Raw genomic sequence first — 13,035 nt, 5'->3', positions numbered from 1 at the left:
GGATTTTTTATGGAAAAGGCAAAGATCATTTTGGTGGAAGATAACCTAAAAATTCAGAAAGAGTTATGTGAATTTTTAAGCAGATATGATTATCATGTGAAAGCACTTAACAATTTTGAGAATATAGTGGAAGATATCTTAAAGGAAGAGGCAGACTTGATTCTTCTGGATATCAATCTCCCTGTATATGACGGGTATTATATATGCCGGGCGGTCAGGGAACAATCAGAAATTCCTATCATTGTGGTCACCAGCAGGGACAGCGAGATGGACGAACTCATGAGTATGAATCTGGGGGCAGATGATTTTATTGCAAAGCCATATAATACCCAGATCCTTGTCGCCAGGATTTCTTCGCTTTTAAAACGTACAAAAAATATAAAAGAAGAGTGGAAGATTGCACATAAAGGACTCACAATCAACCTGTCCAACAGTACCGCATGGCATGGGGAGGAACAGATAGAGCTGAGCAAAAATGAAGTGAGGATGCTCGCTGTGCTTATGAAGAAAAAAGACCAGATTGTACCCAGGGATGATCTGATGGAAGAACTCTGGCAGTCCAATGAGTTTGTGGACGACAATACACTGACTGTGAACATCAACAGGCTCAGAAAAAAATTGGATTCCATCGGCCTTTCTAATTATATTATCACAAAGAGAGGACAGGGGTATCTCGTATGAATGTCAGGGCATTTTTAAAAGATAAGCTGCTGTTTTTCGCACTGCAGCTGTTCTTTCTTGCTTTTCTTGTATGGATGCTGCATTTATTCCATGCCACAGTGTTTGCCATCATTTATTTACTTTGTTTATATTTGATCCTTCTAGCGCTGGCACTCGGCAATGAGTATTTTAAGAAAAGAAATTTTTATGAGACTGTATCGAGAAGCATGGACGCACTGGATAAAAAGTTTATGCTGTCGGAGCTTTTGGACAGGCCTGGATTCATAGAGGGGGATTTGTTTTATGACTGCCTGACAGAATGCAATAAATCTATGTGTGATGAGATATCAGAGTACAAAGTGTCCGCGCAGGATTACAGGGAGTATGTGGAGATGTGGATTCACGAAGTGAAGACCCCTATTGCGGCATCCAGGCTGATGATTGAAAATAATCCCTCTCAGGTCACAAAAGATATCAATGATGAACTGGAGGAAGTAGAATATTATCTGGAGCAGGCGCTCTATTACTCCAGGAGTAATGGGGTTGAAAAGGATTATATTGTAAAACGTATGAATCTGAATAAGATGGTGCAGGATGTGATAAAGAAGAACTCTAAAGTTTTGATCCAGTCCAAAGTAAAGATCAGCCTTGAACATCTGGATTTCGACGTATATACGGATGAAAAATGGATGGAGTTTATCATCAAACAAATCGTAATAAATTCAGTAAAATACCGGAAAGAAGATCCACACATATGGTTTAGAGCAGAGGAAGACAGAGACCATGTCACGTTCCTGATTGTGGACAATGGAATCGGTATTTCAAGCAAGGATCTTCCAAAGGTCATGGAAAAGGGATATACGGGAACTACCGGAAGAAAATATGCAAAGTCCACTGGAATGGGGCTGTATCTGTGCAGAAAGCTTGCTGATAAGCTTGGAATCGGGATTTCTATCCGCTCCATAGAAGGAGAAGGAACCCAGATAAAAATTGAATTTCCAAAGAACTCATTTGTGCATATGTAAAACAAAACCGCTGATCATAAGATGTCAGCGGTTTTGCTGTTCTAGTAAGAAAGAACTTATTCTGACAGAATTACTATTTTTCCGGTTCCTCTTCTTCCAGATTCGGACAGTCCTTGATATTCAGGACCGGCGGACGGAATGGATAGAGGTCCTCATAGGATTCAATTTCTGCATCAGACACCGGTTTTGCGGGAATTAAGCCTGTACAATCGGTAGTAGAACAAGTAGAACACATATCAAAGATATTTTCATCAATCTCTTCATTTGTCAGTTCTTTTTTCTTTTCCATGATCTCAACCTCCTTTTTGGGATATGAATAGTATGGTTGGTCCATGAAAAAATTATCATTGGAAAACAAATTTCAATATTTTTCTTATTTGTCTAATAAGATCAAAGCAATGATTTCTAAGTCTGTGTCGCCGATGTTTTCTATTCCATGTCCGCATCCGCTCATAGTATATGTAGTATCCCCTGCCTTTACTTCATACTCAGTGCCGTTATCATTGTACATACCGTATCCGGCTAAGATATGATATGCTTCACCTTCATTTTCATGGACATGGTATCCGAAAGAACATCCAGGAGGGATGATGATTTTACCGAAAAGACGGCTGCTGTCTTTCATTTCTTTTTTTGTCAGAAAGGCAGTTTTTTTGATCGATCCTTTTCCTCCCCTGGCATTTTCCACTGTCTCATATGTTACATCTTCGTTTTTTAAATACATGGCATTACCTCCGTTTATTATTAGATGATACTATCAGTATAGAGGATTGCATTTAAAATTACAATCTATATGAAAGGTGACAAAAGTGTAAGTTTTGTGTAAGGCAGTTCGATGGCTGCTCTTTTAGAACGATGATATAGTATAGATAACATAAAAAAAGCAAAGGAGTAATGGGATATGAAAACAGTATTAAAAGTTGAAAATATGGAAAAGTATTATGGAAACAAAGGAAATGTGACAAAGGCGGTGGACGGCATCAGCTTTGATGTGGAGAAAGGAGAATATATCGGCATCATGGGTGCGTCCGGAAGCGGAAAAACGACGTTGCTCAACTGTATTTCTACCATTGACCGGGTTACCTCAGGACACATTTTTATTGACGGAATGGACGTGACAAAACTAAAGGGACGGCATCTCTCCAAGTTCCGGAGAGAACAGTTAGGTTTTATCTTTCAAGACTTCAATCTGCTGGATACATTGACTGCTTACGAAAATATCGCACTGGCCCTGACCATCATGAAAACACCGGCGAAAGAAATTGAGGACAGAGTAAGATCCATTGCGGAAAGACTAATGATCACACAGGAGCTGCCCAAATATCCGTACCAGATGTCTGGAGGACAGAAGCAGAGGGTTGCAAGCGCAAGGGCCATGGTAACAGATCCCTCCCTGATCCTTGCAGATGAGCCTACGGGAGCGCTGGACAGTAAGTCCGCAAGGATGCTGCTGGACAGCATGGAGACAATGAATGCCCAAATGCATGCGACGATCCTGATGGTAACACATGATGCATTTACCGCCAGCTACTGCAAACGTATTCTGTTTATCAAAGACGGGAAAATCTTTAATGAGCTGGTGAGAGGCCGGGATTCCAGAAAAGAATTTTTTGATCGCATCATTGAGGTTGTGACATTGCTTGGAGGTGACAGTACCAATGTATTCTAAATTAGCTTTTGGAAATGTAAAGAAAAGTATCAAAGATTTTACGGTTTATTTTTTGACTCTGACCTTCGGGGTCTGCCTGTTTTATGTATTTAACTCTATCGGCAGCCAGCAGGCTATGCTGAGAATGAATGAATCCCAGAGACAGATCATAGAAATGCTTCAGATGGCCATCGGCTCATTATCTGTATTTATCGCTGTGATCCTCGGATTCCTTGTGATCTATGCAAACCGCTTTCTGATCAAGAGGCGCAAAAAAGAACTTGGGCTTTATCTATGCCTCGGTATGGATAAACGCCAGGTATCCAAAGTATTGATCATTGAAACCTTGTTTATTGGAGTCTTTGCTCTGGCTGCAGGACTTTTGGCAGGAGTATTCCTGTCCCAGGGACTCTCCGTGGTGACAGCAAAAATGTTTATGGTGGAGATGAAAGAGTTTAGGTTTATCTTTTCCGGTGATGCATTTATCAGAACGATCATCTACTTTGCGGTTATTTTCCTGATCGTTATGATTTTTAACGCATTCAGTATATCCAAAGTAAAGGTCATTGATCTTTTATCCGCAAGCAAAAAGAATGAAACCTTGAAGGTAAAGAAACTAGGTGTTTCCGTAGTATTGTTTCTGATTTCTGTGGTGTGCATCGGTTTTGCATATTACTGTATCCAGGAAAACGGAATGATGGAAGTGGATTCCCAGTTCTGGATGAGTATTATTTTTGGAGCGGTGGGAACCTTCCTGTTTTTCCTATCTCTTTCCGGATTCTTTTTAAGGATATTAAAAACAAACAAGAGATTTTACTATAGAAAGCTCAATATGTTTATCTTAAGACAGATCAACTCAAAAATCACCACAACGTTTGTCTCTATGACAATGCTCTGTCTGATGCTGTTGGTGGCGATCGGAGTTTTTTCAACAGGAGCAGGACTGGCAACTACTTTCGGAAAGGATATGAAGAAAGCGACGCCTTATGACGTTTCTTATATTAAGTACCTTCCGGAAGATGCCACTGACTCTGAAGCAAAAATCAACATGAGGGAAGAGTTTAAGAAAAAGGGTGTGAATATGGATGAGTTTGTTGACAAGTCCTGTAATATCACCACACGTCTCTATAACAAAGTGAAATTTAAAATATTTCTCAGCGGCCGTGACAAATTAGTGGATTACCCGGAAGGTACGAAACAGAGAATGGAAAAATCCTCCCCCGATATCATATCGTTATCTGATTATAATGAGTCTATGAAGAAACAGGGAAAACAAGGGATCAGCCTTAAATCAGACGAATATGCTGTAAACTGTAACTTTGAAAACCTGCAGGATCTTTGGAAAGATGTATGTAAAACAGGAGTAAAAGTGAAAATAGCAGGAAAGACCCTGTCAGCAAAAAACACGATGCAGGATACTACTTATTATTCAGCGTCTTCTATGCCGATGGATATGGGAACACTGATCGTGCCTGACGAGATCGCCCGGACGATTCCGATGAGAGCCGTTATTTATAACTGTAATTTCAAAGGTGATGCGGAGAAGAACAGCAACAAGCTGAGTGCGGCGCTGGATAAGGTTTATCCTCAGAAGACACAGGAGCAGAGAAACAAGTCTCCATATCACATGGCCATTTATAAAGTTGAAATGATTGAACAGAGCGCTGGACTGAGTATGGTCATCACTTATATCGCGATCTATATCGGCGCAGTGTTCCTTATCACCTGTGCGGCAGTGCTTGCGTTGCAGCAGTTAAGCGAAAACTCAGACAACGTGGAGAGATATAATCTCTTGAGAAAGATCGGGGCCGATGAACGGATGATCAACCATGCTATGCTGGCACAGATCGTTATTTACTTTATGGTTCCTCTGAGCCTGGCACTGGTACACTCCTATATCGGCGTTAAGGTAGCCAGCAATGTCATAGCAACGCTGGGTAATGTAAATGCACTGAATGGGATCTTAGCCTCTGCCGTTGCGATCCTCATCATATACGGAGGATACATGCTGGCCACATATCTGGGAAGTAAGGCTGTGATCAAGGAAAGAAATAAATAAGCTCGTGTATAAAAATAAAGGACATCAGATAACTTGAATAATCTGATGTTCTTTATTTTATTTATAAAACTGAAATTATTTCTTTTTCTTTTTACTTGCTGCTACGGCAGCACACTTAACCATGTACAGTCCCCGGCATATAGTATCTATATACTGGAAAGGAGTTATAGGTAATGGCTGGAAATACATCAAACGTAAGTTTTAGCATTGATAGTGAGTTAAAAGAACAGGCAGATCTGTTGTTTACCAATCTTGGGATTGACATGACAGCAGCGTTTCATATATTTTTGAGGCAGTCCGTGAGAGAAGGGGGAATTCCATTTGAGGTAACAATGTATCCAAAAGGCAGGGAGACAGCCGCAGCTATGTGTGAGGCAGAAGAGATCGCCAAAGATCCATCCGTAGAGGGTTTCCTCTCTATGGAAGCTTTAATGGCTGATCTGGACCGATGAAATATGAGATCAAGAGGACTACCAAATTCAAAAAGGATTATAAACTTGCAGTTAAAAGAGGCTTTGATGTTTCAAAACTAGCCCACATTATCTCGATGCTTGCCAGAGGACAAAATCTTCCGGAAGAATACAATGACCACGCCCTGTCAGGAAAATGGAGCGGGCACAGAGAGTGCCATATTCAGTCTGACTGGCTGCTGGTGTACTATTGTCTGGAAGATATCTTGGTCCTGACCTTGGCAAGAGTGGGTACACACAGTGACTTATTTGATTGATAAAAGGAGCTTCCGTATCAGGTTACGAACGGAAGCTCTTTTTTTGTCTCCAAATATTCTTGGTGAACGAAAATGCATGATTATGATTGACTTTGACTGAGAAGGTGTTATAATTAGAAAAAAGAGGTGATTTGATGCTGCCAGATGAACGATTTAGAAAGATTTTAGAGTTGATAAGGAAAAACAGGTCCGTAACTGTCCAGGAGCTGGTCAGACAGATCGGGATCTCTGAGTCAACGATCCGCAGGGATCTGACTGCACTTGATAAGAAAGGTCTGCTCAATAAAGTCCACGGAGGAGCCACTGCACTGGATACAGGCTTTAACATGGAAGAAGCAGTCGCGAACAAATCTTTAAAAAATGTGGATGAAAAACGCAGAATTGCAGAATACTGTGCAGGTATCATCAGACCGGATGACTTTATTTATCTGGATGCGGGAACGACCACTGAGATGATGATTGATTTCTTGACAGAGAAGAAAGCCTCTTATGTAACCAACGGCATTTCCCATGCCAAAAAACTTATGGATTACGGCTTCAAGGTGTACCTGATCGGAGGGGAACTCCGTGCGGTTACAGAAGCGATCGTCGGGGCGGAGGCTCTGGACAGTTTAAGGAAGTATAACTTTACCAAAGGATTTTTTGGTGTCAACGGAATTTCCAAGCGCAGCGGATTTACGACACCGGATGTGACTGAGGCACTGGTAAAGAAAACGGCTCTTGAACATTGTCTGGATGCCTATATCCTGGCGGATTCGTCCAAGTTCCGTGCAGTCTCAGCTGTCAGTGTGGCAGATTTAGACCAGGCAGTTATCGTAACAGGGAAGTTAGAGGAGCCAAGCTTCTTAAAATATGCAGTCATCAAGGAGGTATTAGAATGATTTACACAGTGACATTTAACCCGGCGATCGATTATGTCATCAAGGTGGATGACCTGACACTGGGAAAGGTAAACCGCACCACAAGAGAGGATATGTACTGCGGAGGAAAAGGGATCAATGTTTCCAACGTACTGGCCAACTTAGGCATTGACAGTGTGGGATTTGGATTCATCGCAGGGTTTACAGGAGACGCCATTGAGACAGGGGCAAAGCAGCTCGGGTTTAAGCCTGACTTCATTCGTCTCAGGGAAGGCATGACGCGCATCAACGTTAAGATTAAGTCAAATGAGGAGAGCGAGATCAATGGACAGGGTCCGGACATCCATGAGGATGAGTTGGAGATGATGTATCAGAAGCTGGATACGTTAAAGGATGGCGACATTCTGGTTCTTGCGGGAAGTATCCCGAATACCCTTCCTGAAGATGTCTATGAAAAGATCATGGAAAGGCTTCAGGACAGGAAGATACAGATCGTTGTGGATGCCACGAAGGATCTTTTGTTAAACGTTCTTAAATTCCATCCGTTCCTGATCAAACCGAATAATCACGAGCTGGGCGAAATGTTCGGCGTTGAGTTAAAGAACAATGAAGAGATTATTGAATATGGAAAGAAGCTTCAGGAGAAGGGTGCGAGAAATGTACTGATCTCCATGGCGGGAGACGGAGCGATTCTGATCACGGAAAAGGGTGATGTGCACATCTCACCTTGTCCAAAGGGAGAAGTGAAGAACTCAGTGGGAGCAGGGGATTCCATGGTTGCAGGCTTCCTGACCGGTTATCTGAAAAACGGAGATTATGAAGAGGCCTTAAAGATGGGGATCGCAACAGGAAGCGCCAGCGCATTTTCTGAGGATCTTGCAACAAAAGAAAAGATCATGGAATTATATGAGCAATTATAATTGACTTTATGCTGACTAATATATGACTTGATGTGTGAGGGCCATTGATGAAAAGGAGTGATTACATGCGTATTACAGAATTATTGAAGACAGAAGGAATTGAACTTGGGGTTTCGGTCGACTCAAAAGAGGATGCCATAGACCGTCTGACCGGACTTATGGATAAGACAGGTAATCTATCTGACAGGGAAGAGTATAAAAAAGGAATCCTCGCCAGAGAGGAAATGAGCACCACCGGGATCGGAGGAGGAATCGCGATTCCCCATTCAAAGAACGCAGCAGTAAAAAAAGCGGGTCTTGCGGCTATGACAGTGCCGGACGGAGTTGACTACGACTCTATGGACGGGGAACCTACCAAGGTATTTTTTATGATCGCCGCCCCGGCAGAGGGAAGTGATGTACACTTGGAGGCCCTTGCAAGACTTTCAACGATTTTAATGGATCCGGCATTCCTGGACAAATTGATTAATGCCAGCACAAAGGAAGAGTTTTTAAAGTATATCGACGAGAAGGAGACGGCAAAGTTTCCAGAAGAGGCAAAAGAAGATAAGGCGGAACCTGCTGTACGGGAAGAGAAAAAGGGCGGACTCAGGGTATTGGCGGTCACTGCCTGCCCGACAGGTATCGCACATACATTTATGGCCGCGGAAGCATTGGAAAACAAGGCCAAGGAAATGGGCATTGCTTTAAAGGCCGAGACCAATGGCTCCGGCGGGGCAAAGAATGTTCTCACAAAGGAAGAGATCAAGCACTGTGACGGTATCATCGTCGCGGCGGATAAGAATGTAGAGATGGCACGTTTTGACGGGAAACAGGTGCTTCAGACAAAGGTCGCTGACGGCATCCATAAGCCGGAAGAACTGATCCAGACCATCCTCGATGGAAAAGCCCCTGTCTACCATCACAGCGGAGCCTCTGAGGATGAGACAGCCAACGAAGAGGGAGAAGGCATCGGAAGAACCATCTATAAGCATCTGATGAACGGTGTGTCCCATATGCTTCCCTTTGTCATCGGCGGAGGTATTCTGATCGCGCTGGCATTCTTATTTGACAACCAGGCCATCGATCCTAGCAACTTTGGGAAGAACACGGAACTCGCGGCGGTCTTAAAGACCATTGGTGAGCAGGCATTCGGATTTATGCTGCCTGTACTGGCCGGCTTCATCGCCATGAGCATTGCGGACCGCCCGGGATTAGCGGTAGGTTTTGTGGGAGGCGCACTGGCCAATGCCGGCTATACCTTCGGCAATGTGATGAATTTTGCAGAGGCAAAACCGGTAAGCTCAGGTTTCCTTGGTGCACTGCTGGCAGGTTTCCTGGCCGGATATATTGTTGTCCTGTTAAAGAAGATCTTTGATAAGCTTCCAAACGCTCTGGAGGGGCTTAAACCGATCCTCCTTTACCCTGTGTGCGGGATTCTGGTGATGGGTGTTGTGATGATCGCTATTAACCCGATCATGGGAGCCATCAACACAGGCCTTAACAACTTCTTATCCTCCATGAGCGGCACAAGTTCTATTTTATTAGGTGCAGTGCTGGGCGGAATGATGTCTGTGGATATGGGCGGACCGTTTAACAAAGCGGCCTATGTGTTCGGAACAGCACAGCTTACGGTTGCAAATGCGGGACCGGAACAGTATGCGATCATGGCAGCAGTCATGGCCGGAGGTATGGTTCCTCCATTGGCCATCGCCCTGTGTACCACATTCTTTAAGAACCGTTTCTCAGAGAGTGAACGCAAATCAGGTATTGTCAACTACGTCATGGGCCTGTCCTTTATCACAGAGGGAGCCATCCCATTTGCAGCTGGGGATCCGATCCATATCCTGCCACCTTGTATTATAGGCTCTGCGGCAGCAGGAGCATTGTCTATGGCGTTTAAGTGCGGGCTTCCGGCACCTCACGGCGGACTGTTTGTCATCGGTGTTGTGACAAATCCGCTGATGTACCTGGTTGCTGTTGCAGTCGGGGCCGTGATCGGTATGCTGATTATGTCTGTCACAAGAAAACCACTCAACAAATAGAAGGTCCTGTATTGCGGAAATAACGCTAAAGCAGGTTTATAACTTAGAGACTCAGAAAAGAGCAAGGTATGTATACAACCATATACCTTGCTTTTTTTGTTTCACTTTTTGTGAAAGAAAATGTACTGGTGACATTTCTTTTCACAAAAGATGAAATACCTCAAACTGTTTTTTAAAAAGGATGGATGATATACTCAGAACATAGATGAGGTGATAAATATGAACAAGAGATCTCGGGAAATCTTATCTACTCTGATTCAGAAAAAAGAATATGGGCAGGCGGCATATATGAAAGAGCTTGCAGAGCAGTTCGGAGTGTCCACGAGGACCATCCGGAATGACTTGGAGCAGATTAATGAATTTCTAAACAAGAACAAACTATCCGGCGTAAGTCTCGGAAAACAGGGAGTCATCGAGACAGGAAAAGACATGGAAAGGGCGCGTCAGTACCTTTTCCGGGATGATTTTTACTCCTATAAGCTGGAGAGACATGAAAGAAAGATGTTTATGGCAACTTTATTAATCTGTGAAAAGGACTACCGGACCCTTTCGGATCTGGCGGACTGCATGTATGTGAGCCGGTCCACAGTGATCCAGGACCTGGATGGACTGAAAGCATTTTTTAAGAGACACAAACTGTATGTCGTTTCCCATTCCAACAAAGGATTGATACTAGAAGGTGAGGAAAAAAATAAAAGGCTGCTGTTGTTATCCATGATAAAGAGCAACGAATCTGTCTACCGGGAGGCACCGGTCTTTGAGAGGCTCATCTGTTCTCTGAAAGAAGAGTGCCGGGTGGACATGGAAGATCTGAAGACTATGGAAAAGGTGATTAATCTGGCGGAACATTTCTCAGGAAGGTTTCTCACGGATACCTCTTTTACAAACCTGAAATATTTTCTGGTGTTAAGCTTGTACCGCATGAGACTAAAAATGTATGCGGAGCAGGACAGCAAGAAGAACAGCAAATACGAGATGGCTGGTTACATATTAAAGCAGCTCAGTGATTTTGCAGGGATTGAGGTTGTGGAGGAAGAGGTCAAGTTTCTTGGCAGAATATTAAATGAGATGCGTTATATCAAAAAGACAACCAGCAACCAGGAAATCGTAAAGATGCAGGTGATCACAAGAACCTTCATTGAACATGTGTCCATTGATATCGATCTGAATTTACAGGGGGATTATATTTTCTACGAAAATCTGATCAACCATCTGGAATCCATGTTTTCATCGGCTATCCAGGATAACACGGTAAATTCAGTTGTGACAGAAGTATTGGAGCGCTATCCGAAGATCCAGGAAGCAGTGCAGAATAACGTATCTGTCTTGGAAGAGTATATCGGACGAAAGTTGAATGAGGTGGAAATCTCGTACATTGTAGTTCATATCTGTGCTGCCATGGAACGGAACAAGAATTCTACGGAGCGTTATTCCGTGATCCTTGTGTGCAACGGCGGCATCGGCACATCCCAGCTTCTGCTGGCAAGGCTGAAGAAGTATTTTAATTTCGACGTGGCGGACATCATACCGGCACATGACCTGAAAAACGCAGACATAGACGAGGCGGATGTGATCCTTTCCACAGTAGCGCTGGATACCGATATGGAATACATCCAAGTGGACCCACTGTTAAATGACGAGGACTGTATCAATGTTGGAAAAAAGCTTTCACGGCTGAAGGGAAGCCATAAAGCCATCAGCAGGCCAAAGGTCAAAGAGAAGCCGGAGGCGGCGCACATGAAGCGGATCAAGGAGATCCTTGCCGAGAATACGTCCCCAGAACAGATGGTATTTCAGATTGAAGAGGTAGTGAATGAGTTTTACCACAAGGAAGTGAGCATGCCGCTTTTAGCAATGCTTCCCAGCGAGGCAGTCAGGTTAAATGTAAGCTGCGAAAGCTGGCAGGAAGCTGTCAGACAGTCTGCGCAGTATCTTCTTAGAAACGGCTGCATCGAGGAGCGGTATATAAGCTCCATGATCGAGAACGTGGAAAAGAACGGCCCTTACATCCTGGTGGCACCGGGCTTTGCCCTTCCCCATGAAGCCTTAAATGCGGGGCCTAAGAAGGTGGGTATGAGCCTGATCAGGCTGGCAGAGCCAGTAGTATTCGGCAAACCTGAATTTGACCCGGTTGAATGGGTCTGCTGTTTAAGTGCTATCAATAAGGAAACCCACTTAAAGGCTATGTTCCATCTGGTGAACCTGTTCCATAACCAGAAGTTCAGAGATGAGATACGGGATGTAGGGAGCGGGGAAGAAGTCTATAACGCGATCAAACGATATGAATATGAAATGAGGTAATTCAACATGATTTGGGAAGATTTAAAAGAAGAACTGGTGCTCACAGGCCTGGAGGCCGAAAGCTCCGGGGAGGTCTTTGAACGTCTGGGTAAGACATTGATAAAAGAAGGCTATTGTAAGGATTCCTATATTGACGCTCTGAAGGCAAGAGAAAAGGATTTTCCTACAGGAGTTAATATGGCAGGAATCGGGATCGCAATACCGCATACGGACAAAAGCCATGTGCATAAGGGCGCTGTGGCTATCGGAGTGTTAAAAAAGCCTGTGAAGTTTTATCAGATGGGCACCATAGATGAAGTTGTCATGGCAAGGCTCATCTTTATGCTCGCCGTGGACGATCCAGAGGAACATCTCGTATTTTTACAAAAAATACTGCAGGTACTGCAGGATCCAGAGACATTGAGAGGGTTGACAGAATGCAAGGCGAAACAGGACGTGATCCAAATAATTAAAGACAAAGAACAGTCACTTTCCTAAACAGGGAAAACCGAAAGGAGATATATTATGTCAGTTGTAAATATTTTATCCGTTTGCGGATCAGGAACCGTAACTTCATCCATGGTAGCAGCAAAGCTGAAAGAAAAATTAGGGGAAAAGGGATATTCAGTTTCCACCACAGAGGCAAGGCCTACGGAGGCTTTGAATCTGGCCCAGTCCGGAAGATTTGATATCCTGGCCCACACAAGCCCTCTTCCGGACGGAGATTACGGGATTCCGGCAGTCAATGCCTTTGCATGTATCACAGGTATGGGAGAAGATGAGTTCTTTGACCAGATCGTGGAGGCACTGAAGTCTGTCGGGAAGTAAATAG

At 43.7% G+C, this 13,035-nt stretch carries 14 protein-coding genes; 12 read left to right on the top strand and 2 right to left on the bottom strand.

All coding sequences use genetic code 11. The features are described 5' to 3' along the window. Positions 1-9 precede the first annotated feature (9 nt). Both AR1Y2_RS17575 and AR1Y2_RS17570 read left to right on the top strand, forming a co-directional pair. A complete protein-coding gene (locus AR1Y2_RS17575; RefSeq protein ID WP_137330141.1) occupies positions 10-681 on the top strand; it encodes a response regulator transcription factor in 672 nt (223 codons plus the stop codon). Beyond that, positions 678-1,685, top strand: a complete 1,008-nt coding sequence (locus AR1Y2_RS17570) for an ATP-binding protein (RefSeq protein WP_137330140.1) — start codon at positions 678-680, stop codon at positions 1,683-1,685. The genes AR1Y2_RS17575 and AR1Y2_RS17570 overlap by 4 nt, the downstream gene beginning before the upstream one ends. A gap of 73 nt (positions 1,686-1,758) precedes the next feature. Here the strand turns inward: AR1Y2_RS17570 and AR1Y2_RS17565 are convergent, their stop codons facing one another. Both AR1Y2_RS17565 and AR1Y2_RS17560 read right to left on the bottom strand, forming a co-directional pair. Beyond that, entirely contained in the window at positions 1,759-1,974 is a 216-nt protein-coding gene (locus AR1Y2_RS17565) for a hypothetical protein (protein ID WP_137330139.1), read from the bottom strand. An 84-nt stretch (positions 1,975-2,058) separates the two neighbouring features. Next, on the bottom strand, positions 2,059-2,409 hold the full coding sequence (locus AR1Y2_RS17560; RefSeq protein ID WP_137330138.1) for a cupin domain-containing protein: 351 nt from the start codon (positions 2,407-2,409) through the stop codon (positions 2,059-2,061). A gap of 177 nt (positions 2,410-2,586) precedes the next feature. Between AR1Y2_RS17560 and AR1Y2_RS17555 the strand changes: the two genes are divergently transcribed. The 10 genes from AR1Y2_RS17555 (at position 2,587) to AR1Y2_RS17510 (ending at position 13,031) form a co-directional block, all read left to right on the top strand. Further along, entirely contained in the window at positions 2,587-3,354 is a 768-nt protein-coding gene (locus tag AR1Y2_RS17555; protein ID WP_137330137.1) for an ABC transporter ATP-binding protein, read from the top strand. Further along, positions 3,344-5,392, top strand: coding sequence for an ABC transporter permease (locus AR1Y2_RS17550; RefSeq protein WP_137330136.1), 2,049 nt, complete (start codon positions 3,344-3,346; stop codon positions 5,390-5,392). The genes AR1Y2_RS17555 and AR1Y2_RS17550 overlap by 11 nt, the downstream gene beginning before the upstream one ends. Before the next feature lie 173 nt (positions 5,393-5,565). Then, entirely contained in the window at positions 5,566-5,844 is a 279-nt protein-coding gene (locus tag AR1Y2_RS17545; protein WP_137330135.1) for a type II toxin-antitoxin system RelB/DinJ family antitoxin, read from the top strand. Beyond that, positions 5,841-6,119 carry a type II toxin-antitoxin system YafQ family toxin gene (locus AR1Y2_RS17540; RefSeq protein ID WP_137330134.1) on the top strand — a complete coding sequence of 93 codons (279 nt, stop codon included), beginning with the start codon at positions 5,841-5,843 and terminating at the stop codon, positions 6,117-6,119. Before AR1Y2_RS17545 ends, AR1Y2_RS17540 begins: the two co-directional genes overlap by 4 nt. 134 nt (positions 6,120-6,253) lie before the next feature. Then, complete coding sequence (locus tag AR1Y2_RS17535; RefSeq protein ID WP_137330133.1) at positions 6,254-7,000, top strand: DeoR/GlpR family DNA-binding transcription regulator; 747 nt, start codon at positions 6,254-6,256, stop codon at positions 6,998-7,000. After that, a complete protein-coding gene (gene pfkB, locus AR1Y2_RS17530) occupies positions 6,997-7,899 on the top strand; it encodes a 1-phosphofructokinase (RefSeq protein WP_137330132.1) in 903 nt (300 codons plus the stop codon). Before AR1Y2_RS17535 ends, pfkB begins: the two co-directional genes overlap by 4 nt. 65 nt (positions 7,900-7,964) lie before the next feature. After that, complete coding sequence (locus AR1Y2_RS17525) at positions 7,965-9,923, top strand: PTS fructose transporter subunit IIABC (protein ID WP_137330131.1); 1,959 nt, start codon at positions 7,965-7,967, stop codon at positions 9,921-9,923. A 219-nt stretch (positions 9,924-10,142) separates the two neighbouring features. Continuing rightward, entirely contained in the window at positions 10,143-12,224 is a 2,082-nt protein-coding gene (locus tag AR1Y2_RS17520) for a BglG family transcription antiterminator (protein ID WP_137330130.1), read from the top strand. A gap of 6 nt (positions 12,225-12,230) precedes the next feature. Further along, entirely contained in the window at positions 12,231-12,701 is a 471-nt protein-coding gene (locus AR1Y2_RS17515) for a PTS sugar transporter subunit IIA (RefSeq protein WP_137330129.1), read from the top strand. Positions 12,702-12,728: 27 nt separating this feature from the next. Next, positions 12,729-13,031 (top strand): PTS sugar transporter subunit IIB, encoded by a 303-nt coding sequence (locus AR1Y2_RS17510; protein ID WP_137330128.1) that lies wholly within the window; start codon positions 12,729-12,731, stop codon positions 13,029-13,031. Positions 13,032-13,035: the final 4 nt, after the last annotated feature.

Source organism: Anaerostipes rhamnosivorans (assembly GCF_005280655.1).
GTDB classification, from domain to species: Bacteria; Bacillota; Clostridia; order Lachnospirales; family Lachnospiraceae; genus Anaerostipes; species Anaerostipes rhamnosivorans.
The sequence above is the reverse complement of the archived record's forward strand: the minus strand, read 5'-3'. Positions and strand labels throughout refer to the sequence as shown.

What these genes read in the sequence shown, in the direction of transcription:
- AR1Y2_RS17510 (WP_137330128.1), top strand. Translation starts at nt 12,729, where the DNA reads ATGTCAGTTGTAAATATTTTATCCGTTTGCGGATCAGGAACCGTAACT.
- AR1Y2_RS17555 (WP_137330137.1), top strand. Translation starts at nt 2,587, where the DNA reads ATGAAAACAGTATTAAAAGTTGAAAATATGGAAAAGTATTATGGAAAC.
- AR1Y2_RS17515 (WP_137330129.1), top strand. Translation starts at nt 12,231, where the DNA reads ATGATTTGGGAAGATTTAAAAGAAGAACTGGTGCTCACAGGCCTGGAG.
- AR1Y2_RS17520 (WP_137330130.1), top strand. Translation starts at nt 10,143, where the DNA reads ATGAACAAGAGATCTCGGGAAATCTTATCTACTCTGATTCAGAAAAAA.
- AR1Y2_RS17570 (WP_137330140.1), top strand. Translation starts at nt 678, where the DNA reads ATGAATGTCAGGGCATTTTTAAAAGATAAGCTGCTGTTTTTCGCACTG.
- pfkB (WP_137330132.1), top strand. Translation starts at nt 6,997, where the DNA reads ATGATTTACACAGTGACATTTAACCCGGCGATCGATTATGTCATCAAG.
- AR1Y2_RS17540 (WP_137330134.1), top strand. Translation starts at nt 5,841, where the DNA reads ATGAAATATGAGATCAAGAGGACTACCAAATTCAAAAAGGATTATAAA.
- AR1Y2_RS17575 (WP_137330141.1), top strand. Translation starts at nt 10, where the DNA reads ATGGAAAAGGCAAAGATCATTTTGGTGGAAGATAACCTAAAAATTCAG.
- AR1Y2_RS17545 (WP_137330135.1), top strand. Translation starts at nt 5,566, where the DNA reads ATGGCTGGAAATACATCAAACGTAAGTTTTAGCATTGATAGTGAGTTA.
- AR1Y2_RS17560 (WP_137330138.1), bottom strand. Translation starts at nt 2,409, where the DNA reads ATGTATTTAAAAAACGAAGATGTAACATATGAGACAGTGGAAAATGCC.
- AR1Y2_RS17565 (WP_137330139.1), bottom strand. Translation starts at nt 1,974, where the DNA reads ATGGAAAAGAAAAAAGAACTGACAAATGAAGAGATTGATGAAAATATC.
- AR1Y2_RS17550 (WP_137330136.1), top strand. Translation starts at nt 3,344, where the DNA reads ATGTATTCTAAATTAGCTTTTGGAAATGTAAAGAAAAGTATCAAAGAT.
- AR1Y2_RS17525 (WP_137330131.1), top strand. Translation starts at nt 7,965, where the DNA reads ATGCGTATTACAGAATTATTGAAGACAGAAGGAATTGAACTTGGGGTT.
- AR1Y2_RS17535 (WP_137330133.1), top strand. Translation starts at nt 6,254, where the DNA reads ATGCTGCCAGATGAACGATTTAGAAAGATTTTAGAGTTGATAAGGAAA.